Here is a 19,147-nt window from a genome sequence, read left to right as displayed (position 1 = left end):
CTTCGACGCACAGCCCGCCATGAACGCCTGCCAGCAATGCGGCGCCTGCTGCGCCAGCTACCGCGTCGACTTCAGCGTGCACGAGCTCGACGACAACGGTGGCCGGGTGCCCTCGGGCCTGGCCGTCGAGGTCAACGACACGCTGTGCCGCATGCGCGGCACCGACCACACGCCCGCGCGCTGCGCGGCCCTCACCGGCAAGATCGGCCAGTCGGTGGCCTGCGGCATCTACGAGTGGCGGCCCAATCCCTGCCATGAGCTGCAGGCCGGCAGCGACGCCTGCCAGCGCGCGCGGCTGCGCCACGGGCTCGGCGCGCTGCCCGACACCCTGCACTGATCAGGCCGCCGGCACCGGCAGGCCGCCCACGCGGCCCTTGAATTCCTGCAGCGAGAAATAGGTCTGCACGTGGCGCACGCCCGGCAGGCGGTGCAGCTTGCGCTGCAGCAGCTCCGAGTAGGCGTCGAGGTCCTTCGCCACCACCACCAGGATGAAGTCCTCGGGCCCCGAGATGCCGTGGAACATCACGACCTCGGGGATGGCGCAGACCGCGTCCTCGAAGGCGCGCGACGAGATCTCGGTCTGGTGGTCGATGCCCACCATCACGAAGGCCATCACGCCGAAGCCCAGCGCGCGCCGGTTCAGGCCCGCGTGATAGCCGCCGATCACGCCGTCGTCCTCGAGCTTCTTCACGCGCCGCCAGCACGGCGACTGCGACAGGTGCGCCATCTGCGCGAGCTCGCCCGAGGTCAGGCGGGCGTTGTCCTGCAGCGCGCGCAGCAGCTGGAGGTCGGTGCGATCGAGGTCGGCTTGCATGATTTTTTCCAGAATCGGTCGTTTGAGAATGGATTATCCAATTTCATTCGAACCCATGGATAACTTCTCGACTTCAAGCAACTCTTGCGAATAGCATCCGGCACCGCGCAACGGCTTGTGGCAAGCCGGCATCCGGCCCACACTGGCTGCCTCGGCCCACCGGCATTGTTGCCACCCGAACCCCACCCTTCGTGACACCGCTTCGTGACACCGATTCAGCCACCATGACCGCACCACGACGACTCTGGGACATCTCCGCCCCCGTGCACGCGGGCAGCCCGGTGTTTCCGGGCGACACGCCCTATACGCAACAGTGGTGCGCCACCATCGGGCCCGGCTGCCCGGTCAACGTGAGCGCGATCACGATGTCGCCGCACGTGGGCTCGCACGCCGACGCCCCGCTGCACTACGACCCCGAGGGCGCCACCATCGGCGACGTCTCGCTCGACGCCTTCATCGGCCCCTGCCGCGTGATCCACGCCATCGGCCGCGGCCCGCTGGTCGAGTGGGCGCACATCGCCCACGCGGTCACGAGCCAGCTGCCGCCGCGCGTGCTGGTGCGCACCTATGCCGCCATGCCGGTCGATCGCTGGGACGGCCAGCTCGCCGCCTATGCGCCGTCGACGGTCGAGCGCCTCGCGGCCATGGGCGTGAAGCTCATCGGCATCGACACCGCGAGCATCGACCCGGCCGACAGCAAGACGCTCGACAGCCACCAGGCGATCCGCCGCCGCGGCCTGCGCGTGCTCGAGAACCTCGTGCTCGACGAGGTACCCGAGGGCGACTACGAACTCATCGCGCTGCCGCTCAGGCTGGTGAGCGCCGATGCCTCCCCCGTTCGCGCCGTGCTGCGCGAGCTTTGATCCGCCAAGACCCATGACGACCACCCTCGAAGACTGCCGCGCGCTCGACGCGCAAGACCCGCTGCGCGCCCTGCGCGACCAGTTCACGCTGCCCGACGGCGTGATCTACCTCGACGGCAACTCGCTCGGCGTGCTGCCCAAGGCCGCGCCCGCGCGCATCGCCGAAGTGGTGGCCAGGGAATGGGGCGAAGGCCTGATCCGCTCCTGGAACACCGCGAGCTGGTTCGACCTGCCGCAGCGCCTGGGCGACAAGGTCGCGCGCCTCGTCGGCGCCGCGCCCGGCGAGGTGGTGTGCACCGACAGCACCTCGGTCAACCTCTACAAGGTGCTGTTCGCCGCGCTCTCGCAGCAGAAGGACAGCGGCCGCAAGCTGGTGGTGAGCGAGCGCAGCAACTTCCCGACCGACCTCTACATCGCCGAGTCGCTGTGCCGCGAGCGCGGCTTCACGCTCCAGCTGATCGAGGCCGACGAGCTGCCCGGCGCGCTGACCGACGAGGTCGCGGTGCTGATGCTCACGCACGTCAACTACCGCACCGGCGCCATGCACGACATGAAGGCCATCACCGCCGCCGCGCATGAGGCCGGCGCGCTCGCGGTCTGGGACCTGGCCCACAGCGCGGGCGCGGTGCCGGTGGCGCTCAACGAGGCCGAGGCCGACTACGCCATCGGCTGCGGCTACAAGTACCTCAACGGCGGCCCCGGCGCGCCGGCCTTCGCCTGGGTGCACACGCGCCATGCCGGGCGCTTCGAGCAGCCGCTGTCGGGCTGGTGGGGCCATGCGGCGCCGTTCGAGTTCACGCCGCACTACCGGCCCGCGCCGGGCGTGGCGCGCTACCTCTGCGGCACGCAGCCGATCGTCTCGCTGTCGGCGCTCGAATGCGGCCTCGACACCGTGCTCGCGGCCGAGCCCTTCGACGGCGAGCGCGGCGGCATGGGCGCGCTGCGCGCCAAGTCGCTCGCACTGACCGACCTGTTCATCGCGCTGGTCGAGGAGCGCTGCGCGGGCCACGGCCTGTCGCTGGTCACGCCGCGCGAGCATGCGCGCCGCGGCTCGCAGGTGTGCCTGAGCCGCGACGAAGGCGCCTATGCGATCGTGCAGGCGCTGATCGCGCGCAACGTGATCGGCGACTTCCGCGCCGGCGACGCGCAGATGCCCGACATCCTGCGCTTCGGCTTCACGCCGCTGTACCTCGGCTTCGAGGACGTCTGGAATTCCGTCGAGCAGCTGGTGCAGGTGCTCGAGACCGGCGAGTGGCGACGCCCCGAATTCAACCGCAAGAACGCAGTGACATGAGCACCGAGAAGCGCCCCGAAGAGATCGTCCACGAAGAGAAGGCGCAGCTGGATTTCAGCGCGTCGATGAGCTACGGCGACTACCTGCACCTCGACGAGATCCTCAACGCCCAGCATCCGCTCTCGCCCGCGCACGACGAGATGCTGTTCATCGTGCAGCACCAGACCAGCGAGCTCTGGATGAAGCTGATGCTGCACGAGCTGCGCGCCGCCACCGCCTGCATCGCGAGCGAGCAGTTGCCCGATGCCTTCAAGATGCTGGCGCGCGTGAGCCGCATCATGGAACAGCTGGTCGGTGCCTGGACCGTGCTGTCGACCATGACGCCGCCCGAATACACCGCGATGCGCCCCTACCTCGCGAGCTCGAGCGGCTTCCAGAGCGCACAGTACCGCTGCATCGAGTTCGCGCTCGGCAACAAGAACCCCGCCATGCTCAAGCCGCATGCGCACCGCCCCGACCTGCTGGCCCAGGTCGAAGCCGCCTGGCGTTCCCCCTCGCTCTACGACGAGTCGCTGCGCCTGCTCGCGCGCCACGGTCTGGACGTGCCCGCCGACCGCCTCGAGCGCGACTGGACCCAGCCCTACGAGGCCAGCGACGGCGTCGAGGCCGCCTGGCTGCAGGTCTACCGCGAGCCGCACCGGCACTGGGACCTCTACCAGCTCGGCGAGAAGCTCACCGACATCGAGGATGCCTTCCGCCTCTGGCGCTTCCGCCACGTCACCACCGTCGAACGCGTGATCGGCTTCAAGCGCGGCACCGGCGGCACGGGCGGCGTGAGCTACCTGCGCAAGATGCTCGACGTGGTGCTGTTCCCGGAGATCTGGCGCCTGCGCACCGACCTCTGAGTGCCCGCGCGGCCGCACCCGGCCGCGCATGATTCGCCTCCTACAATCCGCGCGGCACCGGCGCTTCAAGACACGACGAGGCCCTGCGATCCGTCGCCTTGCCTCGTGCTGCGGGGTACCCCCGCGGTGGATGGATGGTTGCCCATTCCGGCGCGCAAGCGGGACTGCGCTCACGCGCAGGACAGCTGGCGCTTCACCGGCTGGTTGAAGCGCCGTGGCCACCCTCTTCAACGGCTTCGCGGCCCTCATCCATGACGCGTGAACCGAATTACAGGGAGTGGATCGCGCGCAGCCTCGCCCGCGCGCTGCTCGCCGATGCGAGGCAGCCCGGCGGCACCGCGCCGGGCGCCCTGCGCGCGCGGGCCGCGGCCACGCTGGGCAGCGATGCGCCCTGGCTCGCGCCGCTCATCGAAGCGCTGGCCCGACGCTCGCCGGCCACGTGGCGGCGCACCGACCTGCCCGCGCTGGCGCAAGCGATCCACGACCTGCCCGAATTCGATGCCGCCTTCGAGCAGGACGAGCCGCCGCGCGTGCGGCGCATCATCCTGCGGCCCGCGCAGATGTTCCCGCGCCCGCTCGGGCTCGACCACCTCGCGCTGCCTGCGCTGCCGACGCAGGCCGAACTCGCGCGCTGGCTGGACCTCGATCCGCAGCGCCTCGAATGGCTGGCGTCGCCCGCGCAGGCCTTTCGCACGCCGCAAGGCACGAGCCCCGCGCCCGCCCGCCACTACCGCTACCAGCTGCAGCCCAAGCGCCTCGGTGGCCTGCGGCTGCTCGAGATCCCACGGCCCGAGCTGAAGCGCGCGCAGCGCGGCATCCTCGACGCGCTGCTCGCGCGCGTGCCCGTGCACGAGGCGGCACATGGCTTCGTGCCGGGCCGCTCGGTCGCGAGCCATGCCGCCGCGCATGCCGGCAAGGCGGTGGTGATCGGCTTCGACCTGCGCGACTTCTTCGCCGGCGTGCGCGCCTCGCGCGTGCATGCCACCTGGCGCACGCTGGGCTATCCCGACGGCGTGGCGCGCACGCTCACCGCGCTGTGCACGCACCGCACCGACGCCGCGGTCATCGAGCGCCTGCGCGACGACGGCGGGCTCGACCTCATGGGCGGCAAACGGCTGGCCGAGGCGCACCTGCCGCAGGGCTCGCCCTGCTCGCCCGCGCTGGCCAATCTCTGCGCCTTCCGGCTCGACCTGCGGCTCGAGGGCCTGGCCTGGGTCTTCGGCGCCACCTACACGCGCTATGCCGACGACCTGGTGTTCTCGGGCGACGAATCGCTGCGCCTGCGCTTCGATGCGTTGCGGGCCTGGGTCGGCGGCATCGCCGCCGACGAGGGCTTCGAGCTCCATCCACGCAAGCTGCGCTGCATGCCGCGGCACCGCCAGCAGCGCGTGACCGGCGTGGTCGTCAACGACCGTCCCAATGCGCCGCGCGCCGACTTCGACCGCCTGCGCGCGCTGCTGCATCAATGCACGCTGCACGGTCCCGCGAGCCAGAACGCCGCCGGGCTCGCCGATTTCCGCGGCCACCTGCTGGGCCGCATCGCCTGGTTCGGCCAGTTCAGCCCGACACGCCAGGCCCGGCTGCGGCGCCTGTTCGATCGCATCGAGTGGCCGGCCGGCGCCGCGCCCGCCTGAACCGAGGGTGGCACCCATTGCCCCCGCGGCCCAGCGCGCTACATTTTGGGAACAACGGAGGCGCCATGAACGACATCCAGTTTTCGGCCGATGAACTCGACACCCTGCGCGAACACGGCGTGGCGCTGTTCGCGGACCGGGTGATCTTCGATGCGCAGCCGCCGATGCCGGCGCACCGCATCTCGGCGATCCAGGCGATGTGCGCGGGCCCGCTGCCCGAACCGCTGCTCGCGCTGTGGCGGCTCACGGCGGGCGGGCGCCTCGACTACGACCTCGCGCTCGAGATGAACGGCAACATCGAGAACATCAGCTGGTCGGAGCTGTTCTGGGACGGCAGCGACGGCTACCGCGACCTGCAGGGCTGGATCGAGCACGAGCAGGAACTGGCCGAGGAAGGCGCCCAGACCCACGGCCTGCGCTGGCGCGGCAAGCTCACGCACCTGCCCTTCGGCGGCTTCGAATACTGCGACCGCATCTACACGGTGGTCGAGCCCGGCGCCGAGCACGGGCAGGTCGTGGCCTGGAAGCAGGGCCTGCCGCCGGCCTGGACCCATGCGCTGCACGAGGACGGCCTGAGCGTGGTCGCGAACGACCTGTTCGGCGCCTTCGCCGCGCTGCACCTCGACGAGGATCCGCTCGCGCCCACGGGCGACTGCTACTCGGGCCACGCACTGCTGGCCTACATCGACGACCGCCACCAGACGCATGGGCTGGACATCGACCTGATGGACAAGCTGGTCACCTTCTACTGCCGCGCCGTGGTCGACTGGCGCACGCCGCTGGCCGACGGCAGCCTGCGCCGCCAGCCCGCGGTGGCGCGCACCGCGCTGCGCCATGCGATCGCGGTCGACGACGCGGCGCTGGTGGTCGATCTCGCGGCCGCGGGCGTTCGCTTCGAAGGGCCGCTGCAGGGCAGCGCGCTGGCCACCGACATGGCGGTGAGCCGCAGCGCCTATGCGGCCGCGGCCGCGCTGGTGCGCGCGGGCGCGCCGGTCTCGGCCGAGGTGCTGGCGAACATCGACGGGCAGATCTCGCCCGAACTCACGACCGCGCTGCTGGCCAATGGCGCGGAGCCCAACATGACGGCCGTGGTCGCCTGCGTGGCATGCGGCGCGCCCGCGAGCGCGCGGCTGATCGCCGAGGCCTGCGCGCGCGCGGGCATCGACGTGCCGGCCGCCTTCATCGTCGACCGCGACGCGCTGCTGGCCGAGCTCGAGGGCACGCTGATCCAGGTGCGCAGCGGCTCGATGGGGCACTACCTCGGGCCCGAGGGGCTGGCCGAGCGCATCGAACACCTGCAGTCGTTCAGGCTCTAGAGAACTCTCAGGGAGCTAGCCGCCGTACAGCCAGGGCTGGTCGAGCAGCCGCTCGCCGAGCGCGCGCATCGCGAGGTCGCGGCCCAGCCGCACCAGCCCGCTGGCATGGAAGATCTGCCCGTTGCGCCGTGCCTTCGCCTGCACCTGCGCATTGCGCTGCCAGCGCGCGGCCGCGTAGCGCGCGAAGGCGGCGGGCACGGCAGCGGCGCCGCCATCGCCCAAGGCCTCCGACAGCGCCACCGCATCCTCGATCGCCATGCCCGCGCCCTGCGCGAGGTACGGCACCATCGGATGCGCGGCATCGCCCACCAGCGCCAGCCGCTCGTGCGCCATCTCGGCGGCCGAGGCCAGCGGCGGGCGATCGCTCAGGGTCCAGGCGCGCCAGCCGGGCATGGCCTCGAGCAGCGCCTGCAACGAAGCGCCCGTGCGGCCCGTGGCGGCCTGCAGCGCCGCGAGGCCGCTGGCCTGGTCCCAGTCATGCGCATTGCCGGCCGGCGCCGACTCGGCGATGACCACCACGTTGAGCCATTCGCCGGCACGCACCGGATAGGCCACCGCATGCAGTTGCGGCCCGAGCCACACGTCGACCCCGCTGCGGCGCAGCGCGGGCGGCAGCGCGTCCTGCCGCGCGAGCGCGCGCCACGCGGTGTGGCCGGTGATGCGCGGCGGCCGGTCGGCCGTGGCCGCATCGAGGCGCCGCCGCACCACGCTCCAGAGGCCGTCGGCACCGACCACCGCCTCGCCCTCCCAGGCGCGCGCGTCGCTGCTCGACACGCACACGAGCTCGTCGCTGAGCTCCACGCGCTCGATCTGCGCGGCGGTCACGAGCGCGCCGGTGCCGCGCGCGCGCACGGCCTCGAGCAGCAGCCCATGCAGGTCGGCGCGGTGGATGCAGAGGTAGGGGGCGCCGTAGCGTTCACGCATGGCGGCGCCGAGCGCGAGCCGGCCGATCTCGGCACCGCTGCCGGCGCTGCGCACCACCAGCGCTTCGGGCTGCGCGGCGACCCGGGCGAGGGAGTTTTCGAGGCCGAGCTGCGACAGGCGCCGCGTGACGTTGGGGCCGAGCTGCACGCCGGCGCCGATGTCGCCGAAGGCGGCGGCCTGCTCGAACACGTCGACGCGATGGCCGCCGCCGGCCAGCGCCAATGCGGTGGCCAGCCCCCCGATGCCGCCGCCGGCGACGAGGATGTGCGCGGGCATCGGCCTCAGCGCGCGGAGGACGAAGAGGCGGAGGAGGAAGCCGGGGACGCCGGGTTCTGGGGGGATTTGGGACCGCAGCTGTTGCAGCTGTCGCACGAGCCGCAGCCCGAGGTCTTGGCGAGCGAGGCCGCCAGTTGCTCGGCGCGCTCGGCATCGACGAGGCCGGCGCGCTGCGTGCCGGTGGCGACCTTGCGCGCGGCGCTGCGCCGCCAGCCCGCGGGCATCCAGCGCCAGACCGCGTAGAACGCGGCGCTCGCGACGATCAATCCGACGATCAGTTCTTGTGCCATGGAAGCTAGCCTTTCAGGGGCGGTTTTACCCCGCCCCGAGAGCCACCGCAACGTGGTAGGTGATGAAGCACGCGATGTAGGCCAGCGCGAACAGGTAGCCCGCCATGATCCACACGTACTTCCACTGGCCGGTCTCGCGCTTGACCGTGGCCAGGGTCGAGATGCATTGCGGCGCGAACACGTACCAGACCAGCAGCGACAGCGCGGTCGCCAGCGACCAGCTGCCGGCGATCAGCGGCTCGAGCGCGCCGGCCACGTCGTCGCCGGTGGCCGAGAGCGCGTAGACCGTGCCCAGCGCGCCCACCGCGACTTCGCGCGCGGCCATGCCCGGCACCAGCGCGATCGAGATCTGCCAGTTGAAGCCGATGGGCGCGAAGATGTGCTCGAGGCCGCGGCCGATCATGCCGGCCAGGCTGTACTGGATCGCCGGTCCGGTTGCGCCCTCGGGCGGCGACGGGAAGGTCGAGAGGAACCACAGCAGGATGGTCAGCGTGAGGATGATCGTGCCCACGCGCTGGATGAAGATCCATGCACGCTCGTACAGACCCAGCAGCAGGTTGCGCGGATTGGGCCAGCGGTAGGCCGGCAGTTCCATCATCAGCGACGAGCGCTGGGTGTTGTCGCGGAAGCGCTTCATGACCCAGGCCACCAGCATCGCCGAGACGATGCCGAAGACGTAGAGCGCGAACAGCACCACGCCCTGCAGGTTGAACACGCCGGCCACGGTGCGCGCCGGGATGAAGGCCGCGATCAGCAGCGCATAGACCGGCAGCCGCGCCGAACAGGTCATCAGCGGCGCGATCATGATGGTGGTGATGCGGTCGCGCCAGTTGCTGATGGTGCGCGTGGCCATCACGCCCGGGATGGCGCAGGCGAAGCTCGACAGCAGCGGGATGAACGAGCGGCCCGACAGTCCCACGGTGCCCATCACGCGGTCGAGCAGGAAGGCAGCGCGCGGCAGGTAGCCGGAATCCTCGAGCGCCAGGATGAACAGGAACAGGATCAGGATCTGCGGCAGGAAGACGATCACGCCGCCCACGCCCGCGATCACGCCGTCGACCAGCAGGCTCTGCAGCATGCCCTCGGGCATGTGGGCCTTGAGCAGTTCGCCCAGGCCCTCGGTGGCGGCCTTGATGGCGTCCATCGGCACGTTGGCCCAGCTGAACACGGCCTGGAACATTAGGAACATGGTGACCGCGAGCACCAGCATGCCCCAGACCGGGTGCATCACGATGCGGTCGATGCGGTCGCTGGTGACCAGGCTGCTCGCGGGCTCCTTCACCGCCAGGCCGAGGATGCGGCGCACCTCGCGCTGGGTGGCGAGCACGTCGTCGAGGCCCGGCGCATGCCAGGGCTGAGGCGTGGCCGCGGCCACGGGGGTGTCGAGCACGGCCAGCAATTCCTTGGCGCCACCGGACTGCACGCCCACGGTCTCGATCACCGGCAGGCCGAGTTCGCGCGAAAGCACGGCCGTGTCGACCGCGATGCCCTGCTTGCGCGCCATGTCGGTCATGTTGAGCGCAACCACCATCGGCAGGCCGAGCTTCTTGGCGTCGAGCACCAGGCGCAGGTTCAGGCGCAGGTTGGTGGCGTCGGTCACGCAGACCAGCAGGTCGGGCAGCGCCTCCTGGCTCTGGCCGGTGACGACGTCGCGCGTGACGGCCTCGTCGGCCGACAGCGCGTTAAGGCTGTAGGCGCCCGGCAGGTCGAGCACGAACACGCGCCGGCCCGCGGGCGTGCGCAAGCTGCCTTCCTTGCGCTCGACGGTCACGCCCGCGTAGTTCGCGACCTTCTGGCGGCTGCCGGTCAGCAGGTTGAACAGCGCGGTCTTGCCGCAGTTGGGATTGCCCAGCAGCGCGATGCGGTTGGGCTGGCCGGTGGCGGCGAAACCGCCCGGGCCCTGGATCACGGCTTCAACCATGGCGCGCACCTCCGGCCACCTCGGCGCCCGGCGCCACGTGGATCAGCGCGGCCTCGTGGCGGCGCAGCGCGAAGGTGGTGTGGCCCAGCCGCACCGCGATCGGCTCGCGGCCCGGCATGCCGCTGGCGACGATGCGCACCGACTCGCCCGGCACGAAGCCGATCTCGGTCAGGCGCAGCACCAGTTCGCGGTCCTCCGCGCCTTCGGGGCGGGCGACGTCGAGCACGGTGGCCCACTGATGATCGGGAAGCTGGTCGAGACGCAGGCCCGCGGCGGCCGGCGCAGTGGCCGCCTGGGCGGCGATGTTGTTGGTTTGCACGGTGGGAGTGCGCTCGGAACCCCGGGAGCGCCAGTTAGCAAAACCAGGATGCTATCAATTCTCAATCGCGTAAACCTGACCAAGACCCCACAAATCCGACGATCGCGCCCCGCGCCGGTGCGTTTCGACCCCGGCAGGACCGGGGATCGAGGGTCAGTTCAGGCCGAGCATGCCGCGCAGCTTCGACAGGTCCTCGGCCAGCGTGTTGACCCGCCCGGCCAGCAGCTTGCGGTCGCGCTCGCTGAGCTTCGAATAGGTCTCGAAGCCGCCGTCGGGCGTGCGGTACTTGGCGAGCGTGTCGAACACCACCTTGAAGTTGGCGTCGGTCTTGTCCGAGAAGGCCTTGTTCTCCTTCACCACCAGCGGGCGCAGCAGCTCGACGATCTTGAAGGCGCCCTCGAAGTTGGACTGGAAGTCCCACAGGTCGGTGTGGCTGTAGCGGTTCTCCTCGCCCGAGATCTTGGTGGCCGCGACCTCCTCCATCAGCACGGCGGCGCCGCCCACCACCTTCTCGGGCGGGAAGGTCAGCGCGCCCAGGCGCTTCTGCAGCTCGAGCACGTCGGCCAGCAGCTTGTCGGCCACGGGGTTCAGCTCCTTCGTGCTCTTCTGCACCCACAGGCCGTACTCGATGCGGTGGAAGCCGCCGAAGGCCGGGTCCTTCTCGGCCTTCTCGTGGTCGTCGGCGCGCGAGTCGATGGACTTGTCGAGGTCGTTGAACAGCTCGGCCACCGGCTCGATGCGCTCGTAGCTCGTGCGCGTCGGCGCGTACAGCTTCTTCGCCTTCTCGATGTCGCCGGCCTTCACCGCGGCGGTGAAGGCACGGGTGTCCGCGGCCAGCTTGCGCACGTTCTCGGCGACGTAGATCTTGTAGTCGGAGATCGGGCCGACCAGCTCGAGCGGCGACACGGCGGCCTGCGCGCCGGCGGCGTAGAGGCCGGCGATGCCTGCGAGGAAGGTGGCGAGGAAGCGACGGCGGAACTGCACGGTCATGGATCTCCTTGGTTCTGAGGGTGGTGAAAAAACTGGGTGGCGCGCGGCGCGCTCAGGCCGCCATCAGGCTGCGGCCGAGCCAGTCGGCCTCGTCGCGCACGCCCGGCAGCGTGAAGAAGAAGCCGCCGCCGATGGGCCGGATGTATTCCTCGAGCGGCTCGCCGTCGAGGCGCGTCTGCACCGCGATGAAGCCGTCCTCGAGGTTGGCCTGGTAGCAGATGAACAAGAGGCCCATCTCGAGCTGGCCCGACTTGGTGACGCCGTTCGAATAGTTGAAGGGCCGTCGCAGCATGAGGTTCTTGTCGGACGCCCTGGTGCGCGGATTGGCCAGCCGGATGTGCGCGTCGAGCGGCGTGGTCTTGCCCTCGGGGTCCTTCGCGTAGTCGGGCACGTCGTGCTCGGTCCTGCCGCCGTCCATCGGCGCGCCCGTGGGCTTGAGCCGGCCCATGATGGCCTCCTGCTCCTGCAGCGGCGTGCGGTCCCAGCGCTCGACGAAGTTGCGGATGATGCGCACCGCCTGGTAGCTGCCGCCCACGGCCCAGGCCGGCTCGTCGCCGCCGGGCGGCACCCAGACGATGCGGTCCATCAGCGTGTCGTCGGCCGAGTCGGGGTTGGCCGAGCCGTCGCGAAAACCGAGGAAGTTGCGCGCGCTCTCGGCCGGCTTGCCGGGCACGGCCGGGATCGGCGGCACCGTGCCCTCCTGCTTCCAGTGCAGCACCAGCAGGTCGGGCGTGTTCTTGATGATGTCGCGCAGCGCGTGGATGTTGGTGTCGGGCGTGTTGGCGCAGAACTGGATCGACAGGTCGCCATGGCACAGCGCGGCATCGAGCGCGTCGTTCGGATGGCGCTGCATCTGGTTCAGCCGCTTGGGCTTCTTCGCGGCAAGGCCAAAGCGCTCGTCGAACAGCGAGGTGCCGACCGAGACGGTGACGGTGAGCCCGTCGGGCTGCACCACCGGTCCGAGGATGCCCGAGCCCGCGGGCGGCAGCTTGGGATCGGGATCGGTCTGCGGACCGCCCTGCGTGAGGAAGGCGATGCGCTCGGTCAGCGTGCGGAACAGGCGCTCGAGGTCGGCGCGGTTCTCGGCCAGCACGTAGAACGAGGCGATCATGCCGGCCGTCGGCCGCGGCGTGACGATGCCGGCCTGGTGCTTGCCGCGGAAGGGCACGCGGTCCTGCGTGTGGGTGCTCTGCGGCGCGTCGGTGACCTGGGCGCCGGCATCGGGCCCGTTGGGCGGGCCCGAGGGCGCGGCGGCATGCGCGGCCGCGGCCAGTCCGGCGAAGGCGGCACCGGCCGCGCCGAGCATCCGGCGGCGGTGCGGGGAGGCGGGTGGCCCGTCGGTGGGGAGGGATTCGTTCTTCGTTGTCATGAGAGGTCGGTCGGCAATAGCCTCATTCCAGGCCGAGCGCGGCATTCACCTTGGCCAGTTCCTCGGCCAGCGCGCGCACGGGCTCGGCCAGGGCCTTGCGCTGCGCCTCGTCGAGCGGCGCGGGCTTGAAGCCCTCGCCTTCGCGATACGGCGCGAGCGCGGCATCGAAGGCGGCGAAGCGTTCGTCCAGGCTCTTCTGCAGCGCGGGCGCGGCCTTCACCAGCAGCGGCTGCAGCAGGTCGGCGATCTTCTTCGTGCCTTCATAGCTGCCCTGCAGGTTCGCGAGTTCGGCATGGCCGTAGTGGTCCTCGCCGCCCGCGGGCAGGTTGTCGGCCACGCGGCGCAGCAGCTTCGAGGCCGAGCTCGCGAGCCGCTCGGGTGGCATGTTCAGGCCGCGCAGCCGTTCCTTGAGCACGCCGATGTCGGCGATCAACTGCGCCACCACGGGAGCCAGGAGTTTCAGGTCGTTCTGGCCATACAGCGCGTACTCGATGCGGTGGAAGCCCGTGAAGCCGGCATCGGCCTCGCGCTTCTCGAAGTAGTCGGCGCGCGCGTTGATGCGCGTGTCGAGGTCGGCGAACAGTTCGGCCATCGGCTCGATGCGCTTGTAGGCCTGGTGGGCGGGCGCGTAGAGCGCCCTCGCCTGCTGCAGGTCGCCGGCCTGGACCGCGTCGGACAGCGCGCGCACCGCGTCCTCGAGCGTGCCGGCCTCCAGGCGCAGGAAGGTCTGGTACTCCGCCAGCGCGCCCACGTAGTTGACCAGCGAGGGCCGCGCCGCCTCGGCCTCGGAGGCGGCCGAGGGCGTCACGCGCAGCTTGCCGCGCGGGTTGCTCAGCAGGCCGCAGGTGATCGCGAAATCGCCGGGCTGCAGCTTCACCGTCATGGTCTGCGAGAAGCCTGGCGCGATGTTCTCGCGCTCCTCCACCACCATCACGCCGTCGAGGATCTCCCACTCGAGCGCGCGGTTCGACTGGTTGACGATGGTGAAGGTGGTGCGCCCGGCCGGCACCGTGATCTCGTTGGGCTCGCAGACATTGCCGCGGATCGTGACGGTGACCGCGTTGTCGGCGGCCTTCGGCGGCGCCTGGCGCGCATGGTTGGAGGCATACCAGAAGGCCGCGAGGCCGGCGAGCGCCAGCAGGGCCGACGCGGCGACCGCCGCGCGCATCAGGTGGGAGGAAGGTGCCTTGGGTTCGGGAGAGGAAGAGGACATCGAGGGGTTTCAGCCGGCCGCAGCCGCGCGCGGCGCCGGCACGGCCGGACGCAGGAAGAAGAACAGGGCGACGGCCAGGAAGGCCAGGTAGACGACGACCTCGCCCACCACTGGCGCGGCCTGGTAGCCGAGCAGGCCCGACAGCACGGCGCCCAGCGGGCTGTCCATCGGCAGGGTCTCGCTCATGTCGAAGACCACCGTCTGCAGGTGGTTCCAGACGCCGCCCTCGTGCAGCTTGCGCAGCACGCCGGCCAGCAGGCCCGCGGCCACCAGCAGGATGAACAGGCCGGTGAAGCGGAAGAAGCGCCGCAGGTCGAGCCGCACGCCGCCCGAGTAGAGGCCGTAGCCGACCACCACCGACACCGCGATGCCGGCAAGCGCGCCAACCGGTGCTTCCCAGCCGCTGCTCTGCTGGAAGATCGCGAGCAGGAAGAACACCGACTCCAGGCCTTCGCGCGCGACCGCGAGGAACACCATGCCGATCAGCGCCCAGCCCTGGCCGTCCGAGCCCTTGGCGAGCGCCTGGTCGATCGAGGCCTGCAGCTCGCCCTTGATCGAGCGCGCGGCCTTGCGCATCCAGAACACCATCGAGGTCAGCATCACCACCGCGATCAGCCCGACCACGCCCTCGAACAGCTCCTGCTGCTTCTGCGGGAATTCGGCCGCGAGCAGTTGCAGCCCGGCGCCCGCGAACAGCGACAGCGCGGTGGCCAGCAGCACGCCGACCCACACCGCGGGCATCAGCGCGCCGCGCCCGCTCTGCTTGAGGTAACTGGCGACGATGCCGACGATCAGCGCGGCTTCGATGCCTTCGCGCAGCATGATGAGAAAGGGGATGAGCATCGGCTTCGGAAATCAGGGCAAGAGGAGCCCTCCGGAACCGGCGCGATCAGCGGCGCTGCATGTCGGCTCCCCGGAGGAGCGGACGAGGATAACCCATCAAACAAGAACCATTCTCATCTGATGGGCTTTTCTTACCGAATGGTAATGAAAGCCCTGTGACAGGCGGGGTCAGACCGCCAGTTCGACGATGCGCGCGTCGACCGCGCCGCCCTCGATCCGCAGCTCGGCAACGGCGATCGGCAGGCTGAAGCGTCGCGGCCCCGCGCTGCCCGGGTTCACGTAGAGCACGCCGCCGCGTTCCTCGATCCTGGGCTTGTGCGAATGGCCCGAGACCACCACGCGCACGCCGGCCGCGGCCGGGTCGATGGGCAGTTGCGCGAGATCGTGAATGGCATAGAGATGCACGCCGCCGAAGGCCACGCGCTCGTTCTCGGCAATGCCCTCGGCCCAGGCCTCGCGGTCGTTGTTGCCGCGCACCACCGTCAGCGGCGCGATCGCGCGCAGGGCGTCGAGGATGGCGGGACTGCCGATGTCGCCGCCATGCACGATGAAGTCGCAGCCCTGCAGGGCCGCCACGGCCTGCGGGCGCAGCAGGCCGTGGGTGTCGGAGATCAGTCCGACGCGCGTCACCGAATCAGGCGGCCAGCAACTGCCGCAGCACGAACGGCAGGATGCCGCCGTGCTTGTAGTAGTCGACCTCGATCGGCGTGTCGATGCGCAGGCGCACCGTCACCTCCTGGTGCGTGCCGTCGGGGCGGTGCACGACCAGCTTCACGTCCATCTGCGGCTTGAGCTCGCCGCCGATCACCACGTCGATCTGCTCGTCGCCCGTGAGGCCCAGGGTCTGCCAGGAATCGGCGCCGCGGAACTGCAGCGGCAGCACGCCCATGCCGACCAGGTTGGCGCGGTGGATGCGCTCGAAGCTGCGCGCCACCACGGCCTTGATGCCCAGCAGCTGCGTGCCCTTGGCGGCCCAGTCGCGCGACGAGCCGGTGCCGTACTCCTCGCCGCCGAACACCACCGTGGGCGTGCCCTGGGCGATGTACTTCATGGCCGCGTCGTAGATGAACATCTTCTCGTTGCCGGGCTGGAACAGCGTGACGCCGCCCTCTTCCTGCGTGCCGTTGGCGTCCGGCGGAATCATCAGGTTCTTGATGCGCACGTTGGCGAAGGTGCCGCGCATCATCACGTCGTGGTTGCCGCGGCGCGAGCCGTAGCTGTTGAAGTCGGCCTTGGGCACGCCGTGCGCCTTGAGCCAGATGCCCGCGGGCGAGCTTTCCTTGATCGAGCCGGCCGGCGAGATGTGGTCGGTGGTGATCGAGTCGCCGAACAGCGCCATGATGCGCGCGCCCTTGAAGCCCGCGTCCGAGGCATGCGGCTTCATCTTGAAGCCCTCGAAGAACGGCGGCTCGGCAATGTAGGTCGAGGTGGGCCAGTCGTAGACCTGGCCCGTGGTGCCCTTGATGCTGCTCCAGAACTTGCCCGGATCGGTCTTGACCTTGTCGTAGTTGGCGCGGAACGACTTGGCGTTCATCGCGAAGCGCAGGTTCTGGTCGATCTCCTTCGGCGTGGGCCAGATGTCGCCGAGGTAGACGTCCTTGCCGCCCTTGCCCTTGCCCACCGGCTGGGTCATCAGGTCGACCATCACGTTGCCCGCGATCGCGAAGGCCACCACCAGCGGCGGCGAGGCCAGGAAGTTGGCCTTGAGGTTCGGATGGATGCGCGCCTCGAAGTTGCGGTTGCCCGAGAGCACGGCCGCGCCGATCAGGTCGTTCTTGGTGATGATCTCGTTGATCTCGGACGTGAGGTCGCCCGCGTTGCCGATGCAGGTGGTGCAGCCGTAGCCCGCGAGGTAGAAGCCCAGCTTCTCGAGGTAGGGCAGCAGGCCGGCCTTCTCGAGGTACTCGGTCACGATGCGCGAGCCGGGCGCCAGCGAGGTCTTGACGTGCGGCTTGACCGAGAGGCCAGCTTCCACCGCCTTCTTGGCCAACAGGCCCGCGGCCAGCATCACGCTCGGGTTCGAGGTGTTGGTGCACGAGGTGATGGCGGCGATCAGCACGTCGCCGTTGCCGATGGTCACCTCGCCCTTGGACTTGGACGGCGCCGCCGGCGCGGTGGCGCTCACGTGCGCGGCCGCCTTGGTCGTGCGGTTGGCCACCATCTCGACCAGGTCGCGCGGCGCGCCCGGCGCGGGCGCGGCGGTCTCCTCGTCGTTGCCGGCGCCGGCCGGCGCGAGCGGGTAGCGCAGCTTGAGCTTGTCGGCCGGCTGGTTGAAGCCGTTGGCGTCGTTGGGCTTGCTGTAGAGCTCGGAGAACTTGGTCGACAGGTGGCCCAGGTCGATGCGGTCCTGCGGCCGCTTCGGGCCGGCCAGGCTCGGCGAGACGGTGCCGAGGTCGAGGCGCACGACCTTGGTGTAGTCGATGTCGCCGGGGTTGGGCATGCCGAACAGGCCCTGCGCCTTGTAGTAGGCCTCGAAGCGCTCGACCTCCTCCTTGGTGCGGCCCGTGCCCTCGAAGTAGGCGACGGTCATCTCGTCGACCGGGAAGAAGCCCATGGTGGCGCCGTACTCGGGCGCCATGTTGCCGATGGTGGCGCGGTCGGGCACGGCGATCGAGGCGGCGCCCGGGCCGAAGAACTCGACGAACTTGCCCACCACCTTCTCGGCGCGCAGGATCGCGGTGACGAACAGCACCAGGTCGGTGGCGGTCACGCCCTCGCGCAGCTTGCCGGTGAGCTCGAAGCCCACCACGTCGGGCGTGAGCATGTAGACCGGCTGGCCCAGCATCGCGGCCTCGGCCTCGATGCCGCCCACGCCCCAGCCGACCACGCCCACGCCGTTGATCATGGTCGTGTGGCTGTCGGTGCCGACCAGCGAGTCGGGGTAGTAGACCGGGACGTCGCCCTTGTCGTTCGGGTTCGAATAGACGCCGCGCGCGAAGTACTCGAGGTTGACCTGGTGCACGATGCCGAAGCCCGGCGGCACGACGCGGAAGGTGTCGAAGGCCTGCATGCCCCACTTCATGAACTGGTAGCGCTCGTTGTTGCGCTGGAACTCGAGCTTCATGTTGAGGTCGAGCGCCTTGGGCGTGCCGTAGTAGTCGACCATCACCGAGTGGTCGACCACCAGGTCGACCGGCACCAGCGGCTCGATGGTCTTGGGCGACTTGCCGAGCTTGGCGGCCACGCTGCGCATGGCGGCCAGGTCGGCCAGCAGCGGCACGCCGGTGAAGTCCTGCAGCACCACGCGGGTCACGACGAAGGGGATCTCGTCGGTGCGCTCGGCGTTCGGCGCCCAGTGGGCCAGTTCCTCGACGTGCTTGGCCGACACCTTCTGGCCGTCGCAATTGCGCAGCACCGACTCGAGCACGATGCGGATCGACACCGGCAGCCGATCGACGCTCGGATGCTGCTTGGCCAGCTCCTTGAGGGACCAGTACTTGCCGGCCTTGCCCGATGCGGTCTTGAAGGTCTTGAGGGTGGACGCAAAGGCGTGAGCCGGTGCTTTGGCCATGTGTGGGACTCCTTGGGGAATGTGTTCGTGAAGCGCCTCAAAGGTTAGCAGGGATGAATGTCAATTGCTGTAGTCAGGCATCGCATCGGCGGGGGCAAAAGGCCATGGCGGCCATTGACAAAAAGGCCTCCCGCGTGGCCATGAAAAAGGCGCCCTAGCGGGGCGCCTCGGCAGTCCGTGGGCGGAAGGCGTTCAGGCCAGCGCCATCCGCGCCACGGGCCGGCTCGCGCGCAGCCCGCTCCATTGCAGTTCAGCCAGCACCAGCACGCACACCGCCTGCGCCAGCACCCAGGCCACGCCCAGCGCGTTCACCGGGAACAGGCCGCCGGCCAGCAAGGCGGCGCAGGCCACCGCCCAGCCCAGGTTGCCGAGCATGACCACGCCGATCAGCGTGCGCGGCGGGGTGGCGCGGCTGGCCATGAAGGCGGCCGCGGCGGCATAGGCCAGCAGGAACACGCCGGTGCCCAACAGCAGCGCCGCCGGCAGACCGGTGAGGCGGGCCAGGGTGTCGGTGAAAGCGACCTGCAGCGCGCCGGTACCGGCGCAGGAGGCGGCGTCGGCCCACATCACGCGGGGCAGGAAACGCGGCGAGGCGAAGAGCGTGGAACGTGCGGTCATGAGGTTTCTCCTTCGGTTCGGGTGGTACGCCGCAGAACAGTCCTGCTGCGTTGGGGTCGATGATTCCGGGAGCGGCGCACAGCGTCCATGACCTGCCAGGTCATGGC

18 protein-coding genes are annotated in these 19,147 nt (G+C 70.2%); 6 read left to right on the top strand and 12 right to left on the bottom strand.

What is annotated here, in order from left to right:
- The first annotated feature begins 19 nt into the window (after window positions 1-19).
- The gene (locus BM109_RS25335) at window positions 20-337 is read left to right on the top strand and encodes a YkgJ family cysteine cluster protein (RefSeq protein WP_093348847.1); all 318 of its coding nucleotides are present in this window, start codon (window positions 20-22) and stop codon (window positions 335-337) included.
- Here BM109_RS25335 and BM109_RS25330 read toward each other — a convergent pair whose 3' ends face one another.
- Entirely contained in the window at window positions 338-814 is a 477-nt protein-coding gene (locus tag BM109_RS25330) for an Lrp/AsnC family transcriptional regulator (protein ID WP_093348845.1), read from the bottom strand. It lies immediately after the preceding gene.
- A gap of 224 nt (window positions 815-1,038) precedes the next feature.
- On the opposite strand from BM109_RS25330, the gene kynB reads away from it, so the two are divergent.
- From kynB to BM109_RS25305, 5 genes are all read left to right on the top strand, one after another.
- A complete protein-coding gene (gene kynB, locus BM109_RS25325) occupies window positions 1,039-1,677 on the top strand; it encodes an arylformamidase (protein ID WP_093348842.1) in 639 nt (212 codons plus the stop codon).
- 13 nt (window positions 1,678-1,690) lie between these two features.
- Window positions 1,691-2,971: a kynureninase gene (kynU, locus tag BM109_RS25320; RefSeq protein ID WP_093348840.1), complete on the top strand. Its 1,281-nt coding sequence runs from the start codon at window positions 1,691-1,693 to the stop codon at window positions 2,969-2,971.
- Entirely contained in the window at window positions 2,968-3,816 is an 849-nt protein-coding gene (gene kynA / locus BM109_RS25315; RefSeq protein WP_093348837.1) for a tryptophan 2,3-dioxygenase, read from the top strand. The genes kynU and kynA overlap by 4 nt, the downstream gene beginning before the upstream one ends.
- 251 nt (window positions 3,817-4,067) lie before the next feature.
- The gene (locus tag BM109_RS25310) at window positions 4,068-5,450 is read left to right on the top strand and encodes a reverse transcriptase family protein (protein ID WP_177239451.1); all 1,383 of its coding nucleotides are present in this window, start codon (window positions 4,068-4,070) and stop codon (window positions 5,448-5,450) included.
- Window positions 5,451-5,515: 65 nt separating this feature from the next.
- A complete protein-coding gene (locus tag BM109_RS25305; protein WP_093348832.1) occupies window positions 5,516-6,766 on the top strand; it encodes an SMI1/KNR4 family protein in 1,251 nt (416 codons plus the stop codon).
- 15 nt (window positions 6,767-6,781) lie between these two features.
- Here the strand turns inward: BM109_RS25305 and BM109_RS25300 are convergent, their stop codons facing one another.
- From BM109_RS25300 to BM109_RS25250, 11 genes are all read right to left on the bottom strand, one after another.
- Window positions 6,782-7,966: an FAD-dependent monooxygenase gene (locus BM109_RS25300; RefSeq protein ID WP_093348830.1), complete on the bottom strand. Its 1,185-nt coding sequence runs from the start codon at window positions 7,964-7,966 to the stop codon at window positions 6,782-6,784.
- A 5-nt stretch (window positions 7,967-7,971) separates the two neighbouring features.
- Complete coding sequence (locus BM109_RS25295) at window positions 7,972-8,256, bottom strand: DUF6587 family protein (protein ID WP_093348827.1); 285 nt, start codon at window positions 8,254-8,256, stop codon at window positions 7,972-7,974.
- Window positions 8,257-8,281: 25 nt separating this feature from the next.
- Complete coding sequence (locus tag BM109_RS25290) at window positions 8,282-10,177, bottom strand: ferrous iron transporter B (protein ID WP_093349278.1); 1,896 nt, start codon at window positions 10,175-10,177, stop codon at window positions 8,282-8,284.
- Window positions 10,170-10,496 carry a FeoA family protein gene (locus tag BM109_RS25285; RefSeq protein WP_093348825.1) on the bottom strand — a complete coding sequence of 109 codons (327 nt, stop codon included), beginning with the start codon at window positions 10,494-10,496 and terminating at the stop codon, window positions 10,170-10,172. The genes BM109_RS25290 and BM109_RS25285 overlap by 8 nt, the downstream gene beginning before the upstream one ends.
- 153 nt (window positions 10,497-10,649) lie before the next feature.
- Window positions 10,650-11,486, bottom strand: a complete 837-nt coding sequence (gene efeO / locus BM109_RS25280) for an iron uptake system protein EfeO (RefSeq protein ID WP_093348822.1) — start codon at window positions 11,484-11,486, stop codon at window positions 10,650-10,652.
- A 52-nt stretch (window positions 11,487-11,538) separates the two neighbouring features.
- Entirely contained in the window at window positions 11,539-12,855 is a 1,317-nt protein-coding gene (efeB, locus tag BM109_RS25275; RefSeq protein ID WP_093348820.1) for an iron uptake transporter deferrochelatase/peroxidase subunit, read from the bottom strand.
- A 22-nt stretch (window positions 12,856-12,877) separates the two neighbouring features.
- The gene (efeO, locus tag BM109_RS25270) at window positions 12,878-14,068 is read right to left on the bottom strand and encodes an iron uptake system protein EfeO (protein ID WP_093348817.1); all 1,191 of its coding nucleotides are present in this window, start codon (window positions 14,066-14,068) and stop codon (window positions 12,878-12,880) included.
- A 9-nt stretch (window positions 14,069-14,077) separates the two neighbouring features.
- On the bottom strand, window positions 14,078-14,911 hold the full coding sequence (gene efeU / locus BM109_RS25265) for an iron uptake transporter permease EfeU (RefSeq protein ID WP_093348815.1): 834 nt from the start codon (window positions 14,909-14,911) through the stop codon (window positions 14,078-14,080).
- A gap of 168 nt (window positions 14,912-15,079) precedes the next feature.
- The gene (locus BM109_RS25260) at window positions 15,080-15,541 is read right to left on the bottom strand and encodes a metallophosphoesterase family protein (RefSeq protein ID WP_093348812.1); all 462 of its coding nucleotides are present in this window, start codon (window positions 15,539-15,541) and stop codon (window positions 15,080-15,082) included.
- A 4-nt stretch (window positions 15,542-15,545) separates the two neighbouring features.
- Complete coding sequence (locus BM109_RS25255; RefSeq protein ID WP_093348810.1) at window positions 15,546-18,422, bottom strand: aconitate hydratase; 2,877 nt, start codon at window positions 18,420-18,422, stop codon at window positions 15,546-15,548.
- 192 nt (window positions 18,423-18,614) lie between these two features.
- Complete coding sequence (locus tag BM109_RS25250; protein WP_093348807.1) at window positions 18,615-19,040, bottom strand: hypothetical protein; 426 nt, start codon at window positions 19,038-19,040, stop codon at window positions 18,615-18,617.
- Window positions 19,041-19,147: the final 107 nt, after the last annotated feature.

Source organism: Variovorax sp. PDC80 (genome assembly GCF_900115375.1).
Classification (GTDB): domain Bacteria; phylum Pseudomonadota; class Gammaproteobacteria; order Burkholderiales; family Burkholderiaceae_C; genus Variovorax.
Note: the sequence above shows the minus strand (reverse complement) of the source record. Positions and strands in the feature narration are given on the sequence as shown.

Excerpts from the sequence above, each read along its gene's own strand:
- kynA (WP_093348837.1), top strand. The coding sequence starts at position 2,968 with ATGAGCACCGAGAAGCGCCCCGAAGAGATCGTCCACGAAGAGAAGGCG.
- BM109_RS25335 (WP_093348847.1), top strand. The coding sequence starts at position 20 with ATGAACGCCTGCCAGCAATGCGGCGCCTGCTGCGCCAGCTACCGCGTC.
- BM109_RS25300 (WP_093348830.1), bottom strand. The coding sequence starts at position 7,966 with ATGCCCGCGCACATCCTCGTCGCCGGCGGCGGCATCGGGGGGCTGGCC.
- efeO (WP_093348822.1), bottom strand. The coding sequence starts at position 11,486 with ATGACCGTGCAGTTCCGCCGTCGCTTCCTCGCCACCTTCCTCGCAGGC.
- kynB (WP_093348842.1), top strand. The coding sequence starts at position 1,039 with ATGACCGCACCACGACGACTCTGGGACATCTCCGCCCCCGTGCACGCG.
- BM109_RS25290 (WP_093349278.1), bottom strand. The coding sequence starts at position 10,177 with ATGGTTGAAGCCGTGATCCAGGGCCCGGGCGGTTTCGCCGCCACCGGC.
- BM109_RS25310 (WP_177239451.1), top strand. The coding sequence starts at position 4,068 with ATGACGCGTGAACCGAATTACAGGGAGTGGATCGCGCGCAGCCTCGCC.
- BM109_RS25255 (WP_093348810.1), bottom strand. The coding sequence starts at position 18,422 with ATGGCCAAAGCACCGGCTCACGCCTTTGCGTCCACCCTCAAGACCTTC.
- BM109_RS25295 (WP_093348827.1), bottom strand. The coding sequence starts at position 8,256 with ATGGCACAAGAACTGATCGTCGGATTGATCGTCGCGAGCGCCGCGTTC.
- kynU (WP_093348840.1), top strand. The coding sequence starts at position 1,691 with ATGACGACCACCCTCGAAGACTGCCGCGCGCTCGACGCGCAAGACCCG.
- efeB (WP_093348820.1), bottom strand. The coding sequence starts at position 12,855 with ATGACAACGAAGAACGAATCCCTCCCCACCGACGGGCCACCCGCCTCC.
- efeO (WP_093348817.1), bottom strand. The coding sequence starts at position 14,068 with ATGTCCTCTTCCTCTCCCGAACCCAAGGCACCTTCCTCCCACCTGATG.
- BM109_RS25330 (WP_093348845.1), bottom strand. The coding sequence starts at position 814 with ATGCAAGCCGACCTCGATCGCACCGACCTCCAGCTGCTGCGCGCGCTG.
- BM109_RS25250 (WP_093348807.1), bottom strand. The coding sequence starts at position 19,040 with ATGACCGCACGTTCCACGCTCTTCGCCTCGCCGCGTTTCCTGCCCCGC.
- efeU (WP_093348815.1), bottom strand. The coding sequence starts at position 14,911 with ATGCTCATCCCCTTTCTCATCATGCTGCGCGAAGGCATCGAAGCCGCG.
- BM109_RS25305 (WP_093348832.1), top strand. The coding sequence starts at position 5,516 with ATGAACGACATCCAGTTTTCGGCCGATGAACTCGACACCCTGCGCGAA.